The following is a 19,740-nucleotide window of genomic DNA, read 5'->3' on the forward strand; positions in this document are numbered from 1 at the left end:
CGCCATGGCGCGCACGGCAGGACGGACCCGGGGACAGTTGCTGGCGCTGCTGGCCTCCTCCGGGGTGGCGCTCGTCGGGCTCGTGGTGCTGATCGTCGGGTGGGTCGGCCTCGGGGTCACGACACTCGAGTCGAGCTCCGCGAGCGATCAGCCATGCCTGGTCGCCCACGCGGCGGAGCAGGCGAGCGTGCGGTTCACCGCGTTCCCGCCGCGCGCGGTGTGCACGTGGGACGCGGACGGCGCCGAGGTGGTCGTCGGGCAGATGGCCCCCCAGGCGTTCGCCGCCGGGCTCACGGCGGCGGTGCTCGGAGCGGGGACGACGATCGCGGTGGGCGTCCTGACCCGGCGCCGGCGCGTGGCGGCTGTGCCGGTCGGCTGACGCGCGTTCCTGTGGGCTGACGCCTGTGCCTGCGGGCTGGCCGAGCGCGCTCGGGTCGAGGGCCGGTCGGTGAGCGGCGTCTGTGGGCGGGACACGCGATGATGTGCCGGTGAGCACCGCACCTGATCCCGCAGTCGACCCGAGCATGTCGCAGGGAGCCGCCACCTCGGTCGCGACGCCCGAGGAGGTCGCCGCCCGGCGCCGGTGGACCGAGCTCGCCGAGCGCGTCCGCGACCTGCAGTTCGCCTACTACGTGCGCGACGCCCCGCTGGCGAGCGACGCCGAGTACGACGAGTCGATGCGCGCGCTGGAGGCGCTCGAGGAGGAGTTCCCGGCGCTGCGGACCCCCGAGTCGCCCACGCAGGTGGTCGGCGGCACGTTCTCCACCGAGTTCACCGCCGTGGACCACGTCGAGCGGATGCTGTCGCTGGACAACGCGTTCTCCGCTGAGGACGTCGCCGCGTGGGCCGAGCGCGTGGCCCGGGACGTCGGCGAGAGCCCGGGCGGGCTGCACTACCTCACCGAGCTCAAGATCGACGGGCTCGCCATCGCCCTGCTGTACGAGCGGGGGCGGCTCGTGCGCGCGGCCACCCGTGGCGACGGGCGGACTGGTGAGGACGTCACGCTGAACGTGCGGACCATCCCCACGATCCCGCAGGTGCTGGCGGGGGACCCGGCCGGCCACCCGGAGCTGATCGAGGTCCGCGGCGAGGTGTTCCTGCCGGTGGAGGCCTTCACGGAGCTCAACGCCGCCCAGGTCGAGGCGGGCAAGGCGCCGTTCGCCAACCCCCGCAACGCGGCGGCGGGCTCGCTGCGGCAGAAGGACCCCCGGGTCACCGCCTCGCGGCCGCTGCGCATGTACGCGCATGGCATCGGCGCGCTGCGCTGGGGCGACGGCACGGGCGGCGCCGGCCTCGAGCGGCAGTCGCAGGTGTACGACCTGCTCGCGGGGTGGGGGGTGCCTGTCTCGTCGCACACCCGCGTCGCGGCCGGGCTGCCCGAGGTGCAGGAGATGATCGACCACTACGGCGAGCACCGCCACGACGTGGAGCACGAGATCGACGGCATCGTCATCAAGGTCGACGAGATCTCCCTGCAGCGCCGGCTCGGGTCCACCAGTCGCGCTCCGCGCTGGGCGATCGCGTACAAGTACCCGCCCGAGGAGGTCAACACCAAGCTCCTCGACATCCGCGTGAACGTCGGGCGCACGGGCCGGGTCACGCCCTTCGGCGTGATGGAGCCTGTCCGGGTCTCCGGCTCCACCGTCGAGATGGCGACCCTGCACAACGCCAGCGAGGTCGCGCGCAAGGGCGTGCTGATCGGCGACACCGTGGTGCTCCGCAAGGCCGGTGACGTGATCCCCGAGATCGTCGGGCCCGTCGTCGAGCTGCGCGACGGCACGGAGCGGCCCTTCGAGATGCCGACGGAGTGCCCGTCCTGCGGCACGCCGCTCGCCCCCGCCAAGGAGGGGGACATCGACATCCGGTGTCCCAACGCGCGCTCCTGCCCGTCCCAGCTCCGCGAGCGGGTCTTCGGCATCGGCTCACGCGGCGGGCTCGACATCGAGGCGCTCGGCTGGGAGGCCGCGATCGCCCTCGTCGACCCCGAGTTCAACCGGCCCGAGGACGCGCAGGGCGAGCCGCAGACGCCGGTGCTCAGCACCGAGGCCGGGCTCTTCGACCTGCGCGCCGAGGACCTCGCCGACGTGCGGGTCTGGCGCGAGAAGAAGAAGTCCGGTGTCGGCACCGGGGTCTGGGAGCAGGTCCTGTACTTCTACACCCGGCCCACCGCGAAGAAGCCCTCGGCCCCCACCGCGACGACCCTCAAGCTCATCGAGCAGCTCGACCTGGCGAAGTCCAAGCCGTTGTGGCGGGTGCCCGTCGCCCTGTCGATCCGGCGTGTGGGACCCACGGCCGCCCGCGCGCTGGCCGGGGAGTTCGGCACGATCGAGGCGGTCCGGGACGCGGACGCCGCGGCGCTGGCGGCCGTCGACGGGGTCGGCCCCACCATCGCCGCAGCGGTGCAGGAGTGGTTCCACGGCGAGGGCGCCGACTGGCACAACGAGATCGTGGACCGCTGGAAGGCGGCGGGCGTGGTCATGGCCGACGCCCGCGACGAGTCCGCGCCGCGCACCCTCGACGGCCTCACGGTGGTGGTCACCGGCGGGCTCGAGGGGTTCAGCCGGGACGGCGCCAAGGAGGCCATCCTCAGCCGCGGCGGGAAGGCGTCGGGCAGCGTGTCGAAGAAGACGGACTACGTGGTGGTGGGGGAGAACGCTGGCAGCAAGGAGGCCAAGGCGCGCGAGCTCGGGCTGCGGATCCTCAACGAGGCGCAGTTCACGCGACTGCTCGCCGAGGGGCCGGCGGCCTTCGCCGACGAGGCCGCCGTGGTCGATGAGGGCGTGGTCGACGAGGTCGTGGTCGACGCGGGCGTCGGGACAGACGAGGCATGACCGCGCTCACCGAACAGGGCCGGGGCGTGCGGGTCCGGGCCGCCGCCACGCCCGCCGAGATCGCGGGCGCGGGCGAGGTCACGGTCGCCGCCTATCTGTCGGACGGCCTGCTGACAGCCGAGCACCCGTACACGCGTGAGCTGCGGGACGCGGCGCGACGGGCTGCGGAGGCGACGCTGCTCGTCGCGCTCGGCCCCGTCGGCCCGGGCTCGGCGGAGCCCTCGGTGGTCGGCACGTTGACGCTGGCGCGCCATGGGAGCCCCTGGGCGGAGTTCGCGCAGCCCGGCGAGGTGGAGCTCCGGATGCTCGCCGTGGACCCCGGGGCGCGCGGCCGCGGGGTGGGGGAGGCTCTCCTGCGGTCTGCCCTGGGGGAGGCGGTGGCGCTCGGCGCCCATCGCGTGGTGCTCTCGACGCTCGACTCGATGCGCACCGCGCACCGGCTGTACGGTCGCCTCGGGTTCGTCGCCGCGCCAGCCCGTGACCGGCACGAGCACGGGATCGACCTGCGGGTGCTCGAGTGGACCCCGCCGCTGGCCCCCGGCGTCGCTGTGGAGGCCGCCACGTGGCCTCCGCTCGAGGTCGTCGACGTGGACGGGTGGCGGGTCGGGATCTCGGGCGGGTTCACCCGCCGCGCGAACAGCGTGCTCCCGCTCGCGGAGCCCGGCGACGTGGCGGACGCCCTCGCACGGGTGGAGCGGTGCTACGGCGAGCGCGGGCTGCCCACCGTGTTCCGCGTCGGCCGCGAGAGCCGCCCGGACGGGTTGCGCGACCTGCTCCTCGCGCGCGGGTACGCGCCTGTGGCGGTGACGGACGTGCTGGTGCTCGACGGGCTCGGGCTCACACCGGACGGCGGCGCCTCCTCCGACCCCACGACCGATCTAGCGAGCGGGATGCTGCCGGGAGTCATCGGCGACGTGGCCCTCGACATCGCCGACGCGCCCGACGAGGCATGGCTGACCTGCTGGACTGGTGTCAAGGCCGGCGCGAGCGCGGACCTGGACCTCGCCAGGAGGATCGTCACCGGATCGCGCGCCGCCTACCTCAGCGCGCGGGACGACACCGGGGTGGTCGGCGTGATCCGGGCCGCGTTCGCGGACGACTGGGCGGGTCTGTCCTGCCTGACAGTCGTGCCCGCCGCCCGGCGTCGGGGCCTCGGCCGCGCGCTCACGCGCGCGGCGCTCGACGTGGCCGCCCGGTCCGGAGCCCGCAGGTCGTTCTTGCAGGTCGAGGCGGGCAATGTGGGCGCGGGGGCGCTCTACGCGCAGATGGGGTTCCAGCCGGCCGACCGGTACTGCTACGTCGAGCGATGACGCGTCGGGGCGTCCGGGGCGACGGCGTGCGCGCGTCCGAACAGCGGGTAGGACGCCCCGGTCGCCCTGAGGTGCCGCCGTCCGTGGGCCGTTCGATACTGGCCGCATGGTCTCTGTCGATCGCGCGCTGCGGCTCCGTGCCGCCGGAATGAGCTGGCGCCCGCGCGCCGGCGACCGGTTCACGATCCTGCAGCCCGAGCTCTCCGGCGAGGTCTTCACCATCTCGGACATGATGATCGAGGCGCATGAGTTCCCCACGGGCACGGTGCTCGGGTTCAACGGCACCACCGAGTGGGCACTGGACTCCGTGTCTCAGGAGGACGCGCTGTGGCTCCCGAGCGAGGGGCAGCTCCGCGAGCTGCTGGGCGGCACGTTCCGCAGCCTGTCGCGCGGCATCGACGACTATCAGGTGGTCGTGGAGCTGCCGGGCCGCCCCGAGCAGTCGTTCCGGGCCCCGACGGTGCCCGACGTGTACGCGGATGCGCTGCTCGCCCTGGTGGCGGCGGCCGTGGACCGGGTCCGTTGAGGGCGCGGCCGTCGCTGCGGGCATGCCTGAACGCCTAGACTTCGAGGCATGTCCACCCTCTCCCGCGACGAGGTCGCGCGCGTGGCAGCCCTGGCCCGGATCGACCTGACGACCACCGAGCTCGACCGCCTGGCGGGCGAGCTCGACGTGATCGTCGAGTCGGTCGCCCGGGTCAGCGAGGTCGCCACGCCCGACGTGCCTGCCACCAGCCACCCGCTGCCCCTGACGAACGTCTTCCGGGCGGACGTCCCCGAGCCGCCGCTCCCGGTGGCGGACGCGCTCGCTGGCGCCCCCGCGACGCAGGACGGCAAGTTCCTCGTCCCGCAGATCATGGAGGAGGACTGATGACCGACCTGACGCGGCTGAGCGCCGCCGACCTGGCCGACAAGCTCGCCGCCGGCGACGTCTCAAGCGTCGAGGCCACGCAGGCGCATCTGGACCGGATCGCCGAGGTCGAGCCCGCCGTGCACGCGTTCCTGCACGTGAGCGGCGAGGAGGCACTGGCCACGGCCCGTGACATCGACGCGCGCCGCGCCGCTGGCGAGCAGCTGCACACGCTCGCCGGGGTGCCGATCGCGGTCAAGGACATCATCGTCACGAAGGGCCTGCCGACGACGGCCGGCTCGAAGATCCTCGAGGGCTGGGTGCCGCCGTATGACGCGACGCTCGTGTCCCGGATCAAGGACGCGGGCCTGCCGATCCTCGGCAAGACCAACATGGACGAGTTCGCGATGGGCTCCTCCACCGAGCACTCCGCGTTCGGCAACACGCACAACCCGTGGGACCTCGACCGCATCCCCGGCGGCTCGGGCGGTGGCTCGGCCGCCGCGGTGGCCGCGTATGAGGCGCCGTTGGCCATCGGCACGGACACGGGCGGCTCGATCCGCCAGCCCGCGGCCGTCACCGGCACGGTCGGGGTCAAGCCGACGTACGGCGGCGTGTCCCGCTATGGGTTGATCGCGCTGGCCTCGAGCCTGGACCAGGCGGGCCCGGTGACCCGCACGGTGCTGGACTCGGCGCTGCTGCACGAGCTCATCGGCGGGCACGCCCCGCGTGACTCCACGTCCATCGACGAGCCGCTGCCGAACCTGGTCGCGGCCGCCCGCCTGGGCCGCACCGGCGACCTCACCGGGGTGCGCGTCGGCGTGGTCAGCGAGCTCACGGGCGAGGGCTACCAGGCGGGCGTCAGCGCGCGCTTCGCGGAGTCCCTCGACCTGCTGCGCTCCGCGGGCGCCGAGATCGTCGAGGTCTCCTGCCCGCACTTCACGTATGCGCTGGGCGCGTACTACCTGATCCTGCCGAGCGAGGCGTCGAGCAACCTGGCGAAGTTCGACGGCATGCGGTTCGGCCTGCGCGTCGAGCCGGACGAGGGCCCGATCACGGCCGAGCGCGTCATGTCCGCCACGCGTGGCGCCGGATTCGGCGACGAGGTCAAGCGCCGCATCATCCTGGGCACGTACGCGCTGTCCGCGGGGTACTACGACGCGTACTACGGCAGCGCGCAGAAGGTCCGCACGCTGATCCAGCGCGACTTCGCGGCCGCGTTCGAGCAGGCCGACGTGCTGGTCTCCCCGACGGCGCCGACCACGGCGTTCAAGCTCGGCGAGAAGCTCGACGACCCGCTGGCGATGTACCTCAACGACGTCGCCACGATCCCCGCGAACCTCGCGGGCGTGCCGGGGCTGTCGGTGCCGAACGGCCTGTCGGACGACGGCCTGCCCGTCGGCTTCCAGGTGCTGGCGCCTGCGAAGGCGGACGACCGGCTGTACCGCGTGGGCGCCGCGCTCGAGGCGCTGCTGGAAGCACAGTGGGGCGGTCCGCTCCTGGATCGCGCGCCCGAGCTGGAGGTGGGCAAGTGAGCACGCAGACCGTCGACCTGGTCGACTACGACGAGGCCGTGCGCCGGTACGACCCGGTGATCGGCATCGAGGTGCACGTCGAGCTGGGCACCGCGACCAAGATGTTCTGCCCGGCCCCGGCGGTGTTCGGCGAGGAGCCCAACACGTCCGTCTCCCCGGTGTCGCTCGGACTGCCCGGCGCGCTGCCGGTCGTCAACGGGACGGCCGTGGAGTACGCGATCCGGATCGGCCTGGCGCTGAACTGCCAGATCGCCGAGTCCTGCCGCTTCGCCAGGAAGAACTACTTCTACCCGGACGTCCCGAAGAACTTCCAGACGTCGCAGTACGACGAGCCCATCGCGTTCGACGGCTACCTCGACGTCGAGCTGGACGACGGCGAGATCTTCCGCGTGCAGATCGAGCGCGCGCACATGGAGGAGGACGCGGGCAAGAACACCCACGTCGGCGGCTCCACGGGCCGCATCCAGGGCGCCGAGTACTCGCTGGTCGACTACAACCGCGCGGGCATCCCGCTGGTGGAGATCGTCACGCGTCCCATCGAGGGCGCGGGGGAGCGGGCGCCCGAGGTGGCGCGCGCCTACGTGCAGACCCTGCGGGACATCTTCCGGGCGCTCGGCGTCTCGGAGGCCCGCATGGAGCGCGGCAACGTGCGCGCCGACGTGAACCTGTCGCTGCGCCCGACGCCGGAGTCAGTGCTCGGCACCCGCACGGAGACGAAGAACGTCAACTCGTTCCGATCGGTGGAGCGCGCCGTGCGCTACGAGGTGTCGCGGCAGGCCGCGGTGCTCGACGCCGGTGACACGGTCACGCAGGAGACGCGGCACTGGCACGAGGACACCGGCATCACGACCGCCGGCCGCGTGAAATCCGACGCCGAGGACTACCGGTACTTCCCGGAGCCCGACCTGGTGCCGGTCAACCCGAGCCGTGAGTGGGTCGAGGAGATCCGTGCGACGCTGCCCGAGCTGCCCGCCGCACGCCGCCGCCGTCTGCAGGGCGCGTGGGGCTTCGCGGACGCGGAGATGCGCGACGTGGTCAACGCGGGCGCCATCGAGCTGATCGAGGCGACGGTGGCGGCGGGCGCGAGCCCGGCGGCCGCGCGCAAGTGGTGGATGGGCGAGTTGGCCCGCACCGCGAAGACGCAGGAGGTGGAGCTGGGCGACCTGCCCATCACCCCCGCGCAGATCGGCCAGCTCCAGGCGCTCGTCGACTCGGGCCGGATCAACGACAAGTTGGCCCGTCAGGTGCTCGAGGGCGTGCTGGCGGGGGAGGGCGACCCCGAGCAGGTCGTCGTCGCCCGCGGGCTCGAGGTCGTCTCGGATGACGGCCCGCTGCTCGAGGCCATCGACGCGACGCTCGCCGCCCAGCCGGACCTGGCGGAGAAGATCCGCTCCGGCAACCAGGGCCCCATCGGCGCGATCATCGGCGCGGTGATGAAGGCCACCCGCGGCCAGGCCGACGCCGGCCGGGTGCGCGAGCTCGTGCTGGAGCGGCTCAGCGGCTGACCACATCGCGTGCGCCTTCCGCGCACAGAGCGACGCACAGCGGGGCGCGACCCATCGGTCGCGCCCCGCTGTGCATGTGCCCGGCCACGCCCGGGCGGTCTCACGCCGGCGCGGGCTGCCCGTCAGGACAGGACGCTGTCCGCGTAGACCCGGATCGCGTCCCGCAGGTAGGCAGCGAGGCCGGGCGCGTGGGCGTCGTAGACAGCGGCGAACCGCTCATCCGCCACGTACATGTCGCCGAGCCCGGTGTAGGCCTCACGCCCGGGCGTCCACGACACGCTGACCCACGCGTGGTGGCGGGCGATGAGCGCCTGGACCTCGGGGTCGTCCACGGGCATGCCCGCCACGAGGCATCGAGCGAGCTCGCGGCTGACGGCGTCGTGCTCTGCGGTGTGCCGGGCACGACCCTCCTCGCCGAGGCTCGCCCATGTGGCCTGACTGCGGTCCACTGCCTCGTCCCCCCAGCGCTCGCGCGCCTCGGTGTCGTACTGGCTGTTGTCGAATCCGGCGTACATGTCCTTGGCTTCCATGGCTGATCCCCCTTCTAGGGACTCGAGGGTGGAGGCGACGGTGGCGGCGAGCCGTGCGAAGCGGTCGCTCTCCGCGAGCAGCCGTTCGCGGTGCTCGCGGAGCAGGTCGAGCCGGGCCCGGCGTGCGGCGTCGGGCTCGGCGGCGTCCTCGACGCGCAGCGCGTCGGCGATCGTCGCGAGGTCGACCCCGAGCTCCCGCAGCACGAGGATCTGCTGTAACCGCAGGAGCTCGGGGCGCCCGTAGACGCGGCGCCCCCCGGCGGCGGCGCCGCAGGGTGTGAGCAGGCCGATCGCGTCGTAGTGGCGCAGGGTGCGCGACGTGGTCCCCGACAGGCGGGTGACCTCGTCGATGGTCCAGGTCTCGTCCTGGACCGAGCCCGTCTCCATGCCGCCCCTCCTCATGTCGTCTCCTGACTGCGGGACTTCCGCCGTCGAGAACGACGCTACGAGTTGACGTTACGTCAAGCGCAAGCGCTCATCTCGACGCCCTGGCGCGGGCGTTGTCCTCGAGCGCGACGCGCCGCTCCGCGGCATGGTCCACGAGCCGCTCCGGGTAGTCCACGGTCCCGGCGGGCAGCCGCCACGGCTCGTGCACCGCGGCGCCCGCGACACCGCGCAACTCGGGGACCCACCGGCGCACGTAGTCGCCGTCGGGGTCGTACCGCTGCCCCTGGGCCACCGGGTTGAACACCCGGAAGAACGGCGCCGCGTCGCGCCCCGTCCCCGCCACCCACTGCCAGTTGAGCTGGTTCTGGCTCAGGTCGGCGTCCACGAGCCAGCGCAGGAAGTGCTCGGCGCCGCGCTGCCACCGGATGTGCAGGTCCTTGACCAGGAACGACGCCACCACCATGCGCGTGCGTCCGTGCATCCACCCCTCGGCGCGGAGCTGGCGCATGCCCGCGTCGACGAACGGGTACCCGGTGCGGCCGTCCTGCCAGGCGGTGAGCAGGGCGTGCTCGCGGTCGCCGGCGGCCCACGCGTCCTCGGGCGCCACCGGCCGCAGCGACTCGGTCCGCGCCGACGGGTGGTGGTGCAGCACGTCGGCGTGGAACTCGCGCCACGCGAGCTCGCTGCGGAACATCGCCGGCCCGTCCCCGGGGAGGCGGCCGAGGTCGCCGAGCAGCGTGCGAGGGTGGACCTCGCCCCAGCGCAGCGCGGCGGACATCCGCGAGGTCCCCTCCCGGTCGGGGCGGTCCCGCTCGTCGGCGTAGCGAGGCACCACGTTGTCGAGCGCGGACGCCCATCGGCGTCGGGCGGCGTCCTCGCCGGCGTCGGGCAGCCGGAGCCCGCCCAGGTCCGGCTCGGCGGGGAGCGCCGCGCCGCCGGCGGCGCCCACCCAGCGCACCCGCGCGCCCTCCCCGGCGGGTCCTGGCCACCCGCGCTCGAGCCACGCCGTGCGGAACGGCGTGAACACCTGGAACGGGCCGCCCGCGCGGGTCCGCAGCACGCCAGGATCCACCGCGTACGCGGAGCCTGTGCGCACCAGCGCAGTGCCCGCCGCGTCCAGCGCGGCCTCGACGGTCCTGTCGCGTCGCACGCCGTACGGCTCATAGGACCCCGCCACGTGCACGGCCACGGCCTCCACCTCGCGGGCCAGGCGCGGGATCACGTCGACGGGGTCGCCCCGCAGCACGAGCAGGCGTCCGTCCATGCTCGCGTCGAGGGCTTCGAGGCTGCGCACCAGATAGGCGCGGCGCGGGGCCCCAGCGGAGTGCCACAGCCTGTCGTCGAGCACGAACACCCCGACCACCTCGCCACCGGCGGCCGCGGCCAGCAGGGCGGGGTTGTCGGCGAGGCGCAGGTCGCGGCGGAACCAGTGGATCGCTGTCACACGGCCACGCTAGCCGGGCCGCGCGCCCGGGTCGGCTGGCCGGGAAACCTCGGCGACATCGGCGGGACGTAGGCTCGTGCGGTGAATGAAGGAGGCGCCATGAAGAAGCCTTCCCTCGAGGGGGAGATGATCCGGCTGCGCCCCGTTCGCGCAGCCGACGCGGACGCGATGTGGGAGATGGTGCAGGACCCGGAAGGGGCCCGTATGACGGGCACGACCACGATCTTCACGCGGGCGCAGATCGACGACTGGTGCGCGACGGTCTCCGATCAGGACGGCCGCATCGACCTCGCGATCACGGCGAACGGCTCCGACGAGTACCTGGGCGAGATCGTCCTGAACGAGATCGACGACGTCGTGCGCAGCGGCAACCTGCGGCTCGTGATGCGCCCGGGGTACCGCGGCCGCGGCTACGGCACCGAGGCGATCCAGCTCATGCTCGGGCTGGCGTTCGACGGGCTTGGCCTGCACCGCGTCGAGATGGACGTGCTGAGCATCAACCCGCGGGCCCGTTCCCTGTACGAGAACCTCGGCTTCCGCGTCGAGGGCAGGCTGCGGGACGCGTACCGCGACGGTGAGCGCTGGTGCGACAGCCTGGTGATGGGGCTGCTCGAAGACGAGTTCCGCGCCAGCCAGCTGGACTGACCCGGCGCCGGCGCACGGGCCTGGCGTACTGCCCCGGCGCCAGGCCGCCGATCCGGTCGTGTCGAGCGACCGGGCGGCGGCCTGGCTGGGGTACCTGACCAAGGATCAGCAGGGTCAGGCGTAGCAGGCGGACTGGTGGTCCGCTGCCAGCGTCGCCCCTCGTCGTGGGGCACTCGTGGTTCCCAGGAGTGTGGGGCGATCCGGCATGTCCAGGATGCTGTGCGCCGCGCGTGGCCGTGTGGGCCGTTCGTCCTGGTCAGACAATCCTTCTGTGGCCGGGCCGGTTGGGCTGACTCGTTGCACCATGGGGGGATGACTAGCGCACCGGTCCAGCCCTCGCCGGAGCACCAGCCACCGGTGCCCCGCGACCACGCGTTCTTCGGACACCCCCTGGGACTCTTCACCCTCTTCAACACCGAGCTGTGGGAGCGATTCAGCTACTACGGGATGCGCGCCATCCTGCTGTTCTATTTGACGGCCTCCGTCGAGGACGGCGGCCTCGGCATCGCGAGCAGCACCGGTGGCGCGCTCGTCGCGATCTACGGCACGGCCGTCTACCTGCTGTCCGTGGTCGGTGGCTGGCTCGCCGACCGGGTGATGGGCGCCCGACGGGCCACGCTGTACGGCGGTGTCGTCATCGCCGCGGGCCACGTCTTGCTGACCGTCCCGTCGGCGGGCTTCTCCTTCGCGGGCATCGCCTGCGTCGCGGTCGGCACCGGCCTGCTCAAGCCGAACGTCTCGACGATGGTCGGCGAGCTCTACGCCCGCGAGGACCCGCGGCGCAGCTCGGGGTTCTCGATCTTCTACATGGGCATCAACATCGGCTCATTCGCGGCGCCGTTCGTGGTCGGGGCGGCCCGCGCCTGGGGCGGCTTCCACGCCGGGTTCGCGGTGGCCGCCATCGGCATGGCGATCGCGCTGGTGTTCTTCGTCGCCGGCCGGCGGTTGTTGGGCCACGCGGGCGACCAGCCCGGCAATCCCCTGACCCGGGCGGACCGCCCTGCGCTGGCGCGCACGGGGGTCCTGGTGCTCCTGGCAGTGGGGCTCGCAGTGCTGCTCGCGTCCTGGGTGTCGGGGGAGTCCGGGCTCGGCGTCCTCATCGACGCGTTGTCGTACCTGGCGTTCGCGGCGCCCATCGCGTACTTCCTGGTGATGTTCCGCTCGCCGCGGGTGAGCGCGCACGAGCGGTCGCGGCTGGCCGCGTATGTGCCGCTGTTCCTCACGGCCGTGGCGTTCTGGATGATCTTCGAGCAGGCGGCCAGCACCCTGGCCGCCTATGCGGAGAACCGCACGGACCGCACGGTCTTCGGGTGGACGATCGCGCCGGAGGTCTTCCAGTCGGTGAACCCGGCGGGCATCGTGCTGCTCTCGCCGGTGTTCGCGTGGATTTGGTACAAGACGAACAATCGCCCGTCCACGGCGGTGAAGTTCGCCATCGGGCTGACGATGGCCGCGTCGAGCTTCCTCTTCCTGTCCGCCGCGTCGGCGGTCGCCGGTGACGGGAAGAGCCCGGCCTGGGTGCTGGTGCTCACGTATGTCATGCAGACGCTGGGCGAGCTGTGCCTGTCGCCGATCGGGCTCGCGGCCACGACCCTGCTCGCCCCCGAGGCGTTCCGCAGCCAGGCGATGGCGCTCTGGTTCCTGGCGCCCGCCGCGGGCAATGCCATCACCGCGCAGCTCCTCACAGCCACCGAGGGGGTGAGCGAGACGGCGTACTTCGGCTGGATCGGGGCGATCGCGATGATCCCCGCGCTGGCGATGTTCGCGCTCGCCCCGTGGGTGACCCGGCACATCAAGGCGGGCGCGGAGAGCACCCGTGAGGCCGAGTTGCAGGCGTGAGCCCCGCATCGAACGAGTGATCGCCGCTGGGCCGCACGGGTGGCGCCGCCTGGGCCGGACGAGTGAACTCGGCGGGTGATCCTGGCGGGCGCCGTAGCGGTGTCGGGCGGCGGGGCCCGGCGCGGGGCGTGAGGTCAGTGGCGCGGAGGCGCGCAGGAGGCGCGCATCACGAGCTCGGTGGGCAGCCGCAAATGGGAGGGACGCTCGCGGCCGTCGATGAGGTCGACCAGGAGCCGCAGGGCCTCGGAGCCCATGCGCTGCAGGGGCTGGTTGATGGTGGTGAGCGGCGGGGTCGCGAGAGCGGACTCAGGCACGTTGTCGAACCCGATCACCGACAGGTCGTCGGGCAGGCTCATGCCGAGCCCGCGCGCGACGGTCATGACCTGGATGGCGGAGAGGTCGTTCGCCGCGAACACCGCGGTGGGCGGATCGGCCCTGTCCAGGAGTGTGCGCGCGGGCCCGTCGGCGGTCTCGGGCCGGTAGCCGCCCACGGCCACGAGGGACTCGTCGACGGGGATGCCCGCCGCGTCCATCGCTTGGCGGAAGCCCTCCTCGCGCTGCTGCGCGGAGTCGAGGTCCTCGCGCCCGCCGAGGAAGCCGATGCGCCGGTGGCCGAGCGCGATCAGGTGCTCGGTGGCGAGCACGGCGCCGCCGCGGTTGTCCGAGTCGATCATGGGGATGCCGGACGGGCCGGTGTGCGGGTCGACGGCCACGACGGGCACGCCGTGGTTGGTCCCGACCACTGTCGGGGTGACGATGATGGCGCCGTCGATCAGCGTCCCGGACAGGCGTGAGAGGTAGCGCTTCTCCCAGCCGATGTCGCCGCCGCGCCCGCCGCCGGAGTAGGCGAGCAGCTCGTATCCCGTCGCCGCCACCGCCGTCGAGGCGCCCTTGAGCAACTCGGTGCTGAACGGCTCGAACTCGGCGACGAGGATGCCCAGCACGTTGGTGCGGTGCCGGCGCAACGACCTGGCGCCCAGGCTGGCCTCATAGCCGAGGTCGTCGATCACCTCCTGGACGCGGGCCAGGGTGCTCTGGGCGACGCCGTAACGGCCGTTCACCACTTTCGAGACGGTGGCTACCGAGACTCCTGCGGTCCGGGCCACATCAGCCATTTTGACGCGGGGAGTCGTGTCCACGTTGGGAAGCATAGAGCATCAGTTCGATAACGATATCGACAACGATTGACGCAGCGGGCGAAATGCTGCCAACCTGATCCGCGTCCCGCCCTGTCAGTGACGACGAGGAGATTCGACGATGAAGAAGACGAGGACCGCAGCGCTCCGCACCCTCAGCCTGGGTGTCGGTGTGGCGCTGCTCGCAACGGCGTGTGGCTCCGGCACTGACGCCGGAGAAGGCACGGATGAGGGCAACGGAGACGCGACCACCATCACCTGGTGGCACAACTCCAACACCTCGCCTGGCAAGGACTACTACGACCAGGTCGTGGCCGACTTCGAGGCCGACAACCCTGGCGTGACCGTCGAGATCAGCGCCATGCAGCACGACGACATGATCACGAAGCTCGACGCGGCGTTCCAGAGTGGGGACGCGCCTGACGTCTACATGGAGCGTGGCGGCGGCGAGCTCGCGGCCCACGTCGAGGCGGGCCTGACCAAGGACCTGTCCGAGGGCTCGGCCGACGCGATCTCGACGATCGGCAGCGCCGTCGCCGGCTGGCAGGTCGACGGCAAGACCTACGGCCTGCCCTTCTCCATGGGCGTCGTCGGGTTCTGGTACAACAAGTCGCTCTTCGCCCAGGCGGGCATCGAGACTCCGCCCGCCACGATGGAGGAGTTCTACGTCGCCATCGACAAGCTCAAGGCGGCCGGCATCGAGCCCGCCTCCGTGGGCGCCGGCGAGAAGTGGCCCGCGGCGCACTACTGGTACTACTTCGCGCTGCGCGAGTGCTCGCAGAAGACGCTGCAGGACGGCGTTGGGACGCTGGACTTCAGCGACCCGTGCTTCGTCAAGGCGGGTGTCGACCTCGAGCAGCTGATCGCCGCCGAGCCGTTCAACGCGGGCTTCCTGGCGACGCCCGCCCAGAAGGGCCCGACGAGCGCCTCGGCTCTCCTCGCGACCGGCAAGGTCGCCATGGAGCTCGCCGGCCACTGGGAGCCCGGCGTGATGCAGGGCCTCACCGAGGACAAGACGGGCCTCGGCGACGACACCGGCTGGTTCCCCTTCCCGGCCGTGAGCGGCGGCAAGGGCGACCAGACGGCAGTCCTCGGCGGCGGTGACGCCTGGGCCGTGTCGCAGGACGCGCCCGACGCTGCTGTCGACTTCGTGAACTACCTCCTGTCCGACAAGGTCCAGCAGGGCTTCGCGGACAACGACATGGGCCTGCCGACCAACCCGTCGGCCACCCAGTACGTGAAGGACAAGGCCCTCGCCGACCTCCTTCAGGTCCGTGACGCCTCGCCGTTCGTCCAGCTCTACTTCGACACGGCGTTCGGCACCTCGGTCGGCGGCGCGATGAACGACGCGATCGCCCTGGTGTTCGCCTCCAGCGCCACGGCGCAGGACATCGTGGACGCCACCCAGGCGGCGGCTGACGCGGAGAAGTGACCGACGTGGCAGACGAAACGACCGCCCCTGCGGGCGCCCCCGTCTCGGCTGCGACGTCCACCTCCCAGGCCCCGGTCGCCGGTCGCGCTTCGGCGCGGCCGGCGGCCCGGGCCCCGGGCGGACGCCGTGGGCCGGGCCCCGCCTGGCGCAAGCGCGCGGAGATCTTCTTCTTCGTGGCGCCCGCGCTCCTGCTCTTTCTTTTCTTCGTGGTGTGGCCCATTGTCAAGGCACTCCAGTTCTCGCTGTACCGCTGGAAGGGATTCGGCCCCCTCGTTGATTTCGTCGGGCTGAAGAACTACGTGACAGTGCTCCAGAACGACGTCTTCACGGACGCGCTGCAGCACAACCTCACCATTGTGGTCTTCTCGATCCTCATTCAGCTCCCGCTCGGCTTGGCTATCGCGCTCTTGCTCAATCGCAAGATGTGGGGCCAGGGCGTGCTGCGGACCATCATCTTCGTGCCTTACGTCCTCGCTGAGGTCATCGCGGGCGTCGTGTGGTTCCAGCTGTTGCAGCCCAACTACGGCGTCGTCGACACGATCCTTGGCGCGGTAGGGCTCCAGGGCCCGCCGCAGGGCTGGCTGGGCACTCCCGACAAGGCGATGATCGCGGTCATCGCGGTCCTGACCTGGAAGTACCTCGGCCTGGCCGTGATCCTCTTCCTCGCCGGCCTGCAGGGCGTCCCCGAGGAGCTCTACGAGGCCTCGCAACTCGACGGCGCCAGCTGGTGGCAGATCCAGCGGAAGATCACCATCCCGCTGCTCGGCCCGACCATGCGCACCTGGGGCTTCCTGTCGATGATCGGATCGCTCCAGCTCTTCGACATGGTGTGGATCCTCACCAAGGGCGGGCCCGCCAACGCGACCACCACGATGGCGACGTTCCTCATCACCGAGGGCACCAAGCGGCAGAACTTCGGCATCGCCTCGGCGGCCTCGGTGATCCTCTTCGTGATCGCGCTCGCCCTGGCGCTGGTCTACCAGCGCTTCGTGATGCGCCGTGACACTCACGACCCGGCTCCGCGGAAGAAGGCAACTCGATGAGCGCCGGCACCCTGACCTCGGCGTCGACAACGCCGCACGAGCGGCCGGAGCAGGCCCGTCGGCGCATCAAGCGCCCCGGGGGAGGCTCGCCGCTCGTCTACGGCCTGGCCCTGGTGGTCGTGGCGATCACCCTCGGGCCCGTGCTCTACGGCGTGTTCGGCGGCTTCCGCTCGAACGCGCAGCTCGCGGAGAACCCCGCCGGCCTCCCCTCGCCGTGGATCCTGTCGAACTACACGGGGGTCCTGACCAACCCCGACTTCTGGCAGTACACGCTGAACTCCACGATCATCGCGTTGGTCACCACGGCCATCGTCGTCGTGTTCGGCATGATGGCGGCCTACCCGCTGGCGCGCTACAGGTTCCGCGGGCGGGAGCAGCTCTTCCTGGTCTTCGTGGCCGGGCTGCTGTTCCCCGCCACGGTCGCGATCATCCCGCTGTTCATCCTCATCACCAAGGACCTCGGGCTCGGCAACACGTGGTGGGGCGTGGCACTGCCGCAGGCGGCCTTCGCGCTGCCGACGACGGTGATCATCCTCCGCCCGTTCTTGCAGGCGCTGCCTGACGAGCTCGAGGAGGCGGCGCTGATCGACGGCGCGTCCCGCATCGGGTTCTTCTGGCGGATCTTGGTGCCGCTGTCCGGCCCGGGCATGGTGACGGTGGGCGTGCTCGCCTTCGTCGCGTCATGGAACGCCTACCTGCTGCCGCTCCTGCTGCTGCAGGGCGACATGAAGACGCTGCCGCTCGGCGTCGCGGACTACTCGTCCGAGTACTCCTCTGACACCGCCGGAGTGTTCGCGTTCACCTCGCTCGCGATGATCCCCGCCCTGGTGTTCTTCCTCGCCATGCAGAAGCGGATCGTCAACGGCCTGCAGGGAGCGGTGAAGGGATGAGCCCCGCGCCGCTGGACGGGGTGGGCGCCCCACAGCGCCCGCTCCGGCTCGTTAGCTCCAATGAAGGGGATGGTTCGGTGACTGTTCTGCAGCCGCTGGCTGGGTCCGATGTCGGCACACGCCCGCGCGCGCTGCTCGCGCAGATGACCCTCGAGGAGAAGCTCGCGCAGATCGTGGGCTTCTGGGAGAAGGCCGACGGTGAGGCGGTCGCCCCGCTGCAGGGTGAGTTCACCCGCGACATCGGGCTGGCCGAGGCGATGCGGCATGGGCTCGGCCACCTGACCCGGGTGTACGGCACACGTCCGGTGGAGGCGGTCGAGCGGGCCCAGTGGCTGTGGGAGAAGCAGCGCACCCTGGTCCGCGACACCCGGTTGGGCATCCCGGCGCTCGTGCACGAGGAGTGCCTGACGGGCCTGTCGGCCTGGCGGGCCGCGACGTTCCCCACGCCGCTGGCGTGGGGCGCCGCGTTCGACCCCGACCTCGTGGCCGAGATGGGCGCCGTGATCGGCGACTCGATGCGGGTGCTCGGCGTGCACCAGGGGCTCGCGCCGGTGCTCGACGTGATCCGCGACCCCCGCTGGGGGCGTGTCGACGAGTGCATCTCCGAGGACCCGTACGTCGTCGGGACCCTCGGGACGTCCTACGTGCGCGGCCTGCAGTCCATGGGCGTGCACGCCACCCTCAAGCACTTCGTCGGGTACTCGGGGTCGCAGTCGGGGCGCAACTTCGCCCCGGTGCACGCCGGGCCGCGCGAGGTCGAGGACGTCCTGCTCGTGCCGTTCGAGATGGCGCTGCTCGACGGCGGCGCCCGCTCGGTGATGCACTCCTACGCCGAGATCGACGGCGTGCCCGTCGCGGCGGACCCCGCGATGCTCACCGGTGTCCTGCGCGAGCGCTGGGGCTTCGACGGGGCAGTGGTCGCGGACTACTTCGGTGTGGCGTTCCTGCACCTGCTGCACTCCGTGGCCGCCGATCTCGGCGAGGCGGCCGGCTTGGCCCTCGCCGCCGGGGTCGACATCGAGCTGCCGACGGGTGACGCGTACCTCACGCCGCTCGCCGAGGCCGTGCGGGCAGGACGCGTCGACGAGGCGCTCGTGGACCGTGCGGTGCTGCGGGCGCTCGAGCAGAAGGAGGAGCTCGGGCTCCTCGACGCGACCTTCGACGACGAGCCGCCCACGGCTGTCGACCTCGACAGCGCCGAGCACCGCAGGATCGCCGCGCGACTGGCCGAGGAGTCCCTCGTGCTGCTCGCGAACGACGGCACACTGCCGCTGGCGGCGCCCGCACGCGTCGCGGTGATCGGCCCGAACGCGGACCGCGTCGAGGCGCTGTTCGGCTGCTACTCGTTCCTCAACCACGTGCTGGCGCACCATCCGGGCGTCGAGGTGGGGATCGAGATCCAGACGGTGGCCGACGCGCTCGCCACTGAGCTGCCCGGGGCGGAGATCATTGGCGCGCGCGGCTGCGCTGTCGATGATGACGACCGTTCGGGCTTCGCTGCGGCGATCTCGGCGGCGGCCACCGCCGAGGTCGCCGTGGTCGTCGTCGGCGACCACGCCGGGCTCTTCGGCCGGGGGACCGTCGGGGAGGGGTGCGACCGCGACGACCTGGAGCTGCCTGGCGTGCAGCGCGAGCTCGTCGAGGCCGTCCTCGCCACCGGCACGCCCGTGGTGCTCGTGCTGCTCACCGGTCGGCCGTACGCGGTCGACTGGGCGCTGGGCCGCTGCGCCGCGGTGGTGCAGGCGTTCTTCCCGGGTGAGGAGGGCGCGCAGGCCATCGCCGGGGTGCTGTCCGGCCGGGTGAACCCGTCCGGCCGCCTGCCGGTGAGCATGCCGCGCTCCGCGGGCGCGCAGCCGTACACGTACCTGCACCCGCAGCTCGGCGGGAACGGTGACGTGACGAACCTGCGCAGCACTCCCGCGCTGCCGTTCGGGCACGGGCTCTCGTACACCACGTTCGCCCGATCGGACCTCCAGGTCCCGGCACAGGTGGCCACCGACTCGCCCGTCGAGGCGAGCGTGCGGGTCACCAACACGGGGGAGCGGGCCGGCGAGGACGTGGTGCAGCTCTACGCACGTGACGTCGTCGGCTCGGTGACACGGCCGGTGGCGCAGCTCATCGGGTACCAGCGTGTGCGGCTGGAGCCGGGCGAGTCGATCCTGGTGACGTTCTCGGCGCCGCCGGCGCGGTTGGCGTTCTCCAACCGCGACCTGGTCCGGGTCGTGGAGCCGGGCGAGCTGGAGCTGTGGGTCGGGCCCTCGTGCGCCGAGCGCGAGACCGAGGCGCGGACGACGCTCACAGGGCCCGCGCACCGGGTGGACACGAGCAGCGAGCGCTGGACGTCCGTCTCGGTCCGCTGAGGC

General features: G+C 72.2%; 16 protein-coding genes. 13 read left to right on the plus strand and 3 right to left on the minus strand.

The window, feature by feature from the left end:
• The first annotated feature begins 4 nt into the window (after positions 1–4).
• From BN3788_RS13775 to gatB, 7 genes are all read left to right on the plus strand, one after another.
• Complete coding sequence (locus BN3788_RS13775) at positions 5–379, plus strand: hypothetical protein (RefSeq protein ID WP_066587359.1); 375 nt, start codon at positions 5–7, stop codon at positions 377–379.
• Between the two features lie 145 nt (positions 380–524).
• Positions 525–2,831 carry an NAD-dependent DNA ligase LigA gene (ligA, locus tag BN3788_RS13780; protein WP_082813050.1) on the plus strand — a complete coding sequence of 769 codons (2,307 nt, stop codon included), beginning with the start codon at positions 525–527 and terminating at the stop codon, positions 2,829–2,831.
• Positions 2,828–4,141, plus strand: coding sequence for a GNAT family N-acetyltransferase (locus tag BN3788_RS13785; protein WP_066587364.1), 1,314 nt, complete (start codon positions 2,828–2,830; stop codon positions 4,139–4,141). The genes ligA and BN3788_RS13785 overlap by 4 nt, the downstream gene beginning before the upstream one ends.
• Positions 4,142–4,247: 106 nt before the next feature.
• Complete coding sequence (locus BN3788_RS13790) at positions 4,248–4,667, plus strand: pilus assembly protein CpaE (RefSeq protein ID WP_066587370.1); 420 nt, start codon at positions 4,248–4,250, stop codon at positions 4,665–4,667.
• A gap of 48 nt (positions 4,668–4,715) precedes the next feature.
• Positions 4,716–5,012 carry an Asp-tRNA(Asn)/Glu-tRNA(Gln) amidotransferase subunit GatC gene (gene gatC, locus BN3788_RS13795; protein ID WP_066587371.1) on the plus strand — a complete coding sequence of 99 codons (297 nt, stop codon included), beginning with the start codon at positions 4,716–4,718 and terminating at the stop codon, positions 5,010–5,012.
• Positions 5,012–6,526 carry an Asp-tRNA(Asn)/Glu-tRNA(Gln) amidotransferase subunit GatA gene (gene gatA / locus BN3788_RS13800; RefSeq protein ID WP_066587375.1) on the plus strand — a complete coding sequence of 505 codons (1,515 nt, stop codon included), beginning with the start codon at positions 5,012–5,014 and terminating at the stop codon, positions 6,524–6,526. Before gatC ends, gatA begins: the two co-directional genes overlap by 1 nt.
• Entirely contained in the window at positions 6,523–8,031 is a 1,509-nt protein-coding gene (gene gatB, locus BN3788_RS13805; protein WP_066587377.1) for an Asp-tRNA(Asn)/Glu-tRNA(Gln) amidotransferase subunit GatB, read from the plus strand. Before gatA ends, gatB begins: the two co-directional genes overlap by 4 nt.
• A gap of 122 nt (positions 8,032–8,153) precedes the next feature.
• On the opposite strand, the gene BN3788_RS13810 is transcribed toward gatB, so the two are convergent.
• Together BN3788_RS13810 and BN3788_RS13815 are read right to left on the minus strand one after the other, a co-directional pair.
• Positions 8,154–8,948: a MerR family transcriptional regulator gene (locus tag BN3788_RS13810; RefSeq protein WP_066587380.1), complete on the minus strand. Its 795-nt coding sequence runs from the start codon at positions 8,946–8,948 to the stop codon at positions 8,154–8,156.
• 88 nt (positions 8,949–9,036) lie between these two features.
• The gene (locus BN3788_RS13815; RefSeq protein ID WP_066587382.1) at positions 9,037–10,392 is read right to left on the minus strand and encodes a cryptochrome/photolyase family protein; all 1,356 of its coding nucleotides are present in this window, start codon (positions 10,390–10,392) and stop codon (positions 9,037–9,039) included.
• Between the two features lie 99 nt (positions 10,393–10,491).
• Between BN3788_RS13815 and BN3788_RS13820 the strand changes: the two genes are divergently transcribed.
• Complete coding sequence (locus tag BN3788_RS13820; protein WP_066587384.1) at positions 10,492–11,037, plus strand: GNAT family N-acetyltransferase; 546 nt, start codon at positions 10,492–10,494, stop codon at positions 11,035–11,037.
• Positions 11,038–11,349: 312 nt separating this feature from the next.
• Positions 11,350–12,876, plus strand: coding sequence for a peptide MFS transporter (locus BN3788_RS13825; RefSeq protein ID WP_066587386.1), 1,527 nt, complete (start codon positions 11,350–11,352; stop codon positions 12,874–12,876).
• Between the two features lie 134 nt (positions 12,877–13,010).
• Here the strand turns inward: BN3788_RS13825 and BN3788_RS13830 are convergent, their stop codons facing one another.
• Positions 13,011–13,991, minus strand: a complete 981-nt coding sequence (locus tag BN3788_RS13830; protein WP_082812933.1) for a LacI family DNA-binding transcriptional regulator — start codon at positions 13,989–13,991, stop codon at positions 13,011–13,013.
• A 142-nt stretch (positions 13,992–14,133) separates the two neighbouring features.
• Between BN3788_RS13830 and BN3788_RS13835 the strand changes: the two genes are divergently transcribed.
• Genes BN3788_RS13835 through BN3788_RS13850 form a run of 4 tightly spaced genes read left to right on the plus strand, consistent with a single transcriptional unit; the run spans position 14,134 to position 19,737 of the window.
• Positions 14,134–15,444: an extracellular solute-binding protein gene (locus BN3788_RS13835; RefSeq protein ID WP_066587391.1), complete on the plus strand. Its 1,311-nt coding sequence runs from the start codon at positions 14,134–14,136 to the stop codon at positions 15,442–15,444.
• A 5-nt stretch (positions 15,445–15,449) separates the two neighbouring features.
• Complete coding sequence (locus tag BN3788_RS13840; RefSeq protein ID WP_066589384.1) at positions 15,450–16,487, plus strand: carbohydrate ABC transporter permease; 1,038 nt, start codon at positions 15,450–15,452, stop codon at positions 16,485–16,487.
• Positions 16,484–17,377, plus strand: a complete 894-nt coding sequence (locus BN3788_RS13845) for a carbohydrate ABC transporter permease (RefSeq protein ID WP_066587393.1) — start codon at positions 16,484–16,486, stop codon at positions 17,375–17,377. The genes BN3788_RS13840 and BN3788_RS13845 overlap by 4 nt, the downstream gene beginning before the upstream one ends.
• On the plus strand, positions 17,374–19,737 hold the full coding sequence (locus tag BN3788_RS13850) for a beta-xylosidase/alpha-l-arabinosidase (RefSeq protein WP_082812934.1): 2,364 nt from the start codon (positions 17,374–17,376) through the stop codon (positions 19,735–19,737). The genes BN3788_RS13845 and BN3788_RS13850 overlap by 4 nt, the downstream gene beginning before the upstream one ends.
• Positions 19,738–19,740: the final 3 nt, after the last annotated feature.

Origin of the sequence: Cellulomonas timonensis, assembly GCF_900046455.1 — a bacterium.
In the GTDB taxonomy this organism is placed as follows: Bacteria; Actinomycetota; Actinomycetes; order Actinomycetales; family Cellulomonadaceae; genus Cellulomonas_A; species Cellulomonas_A timonensis.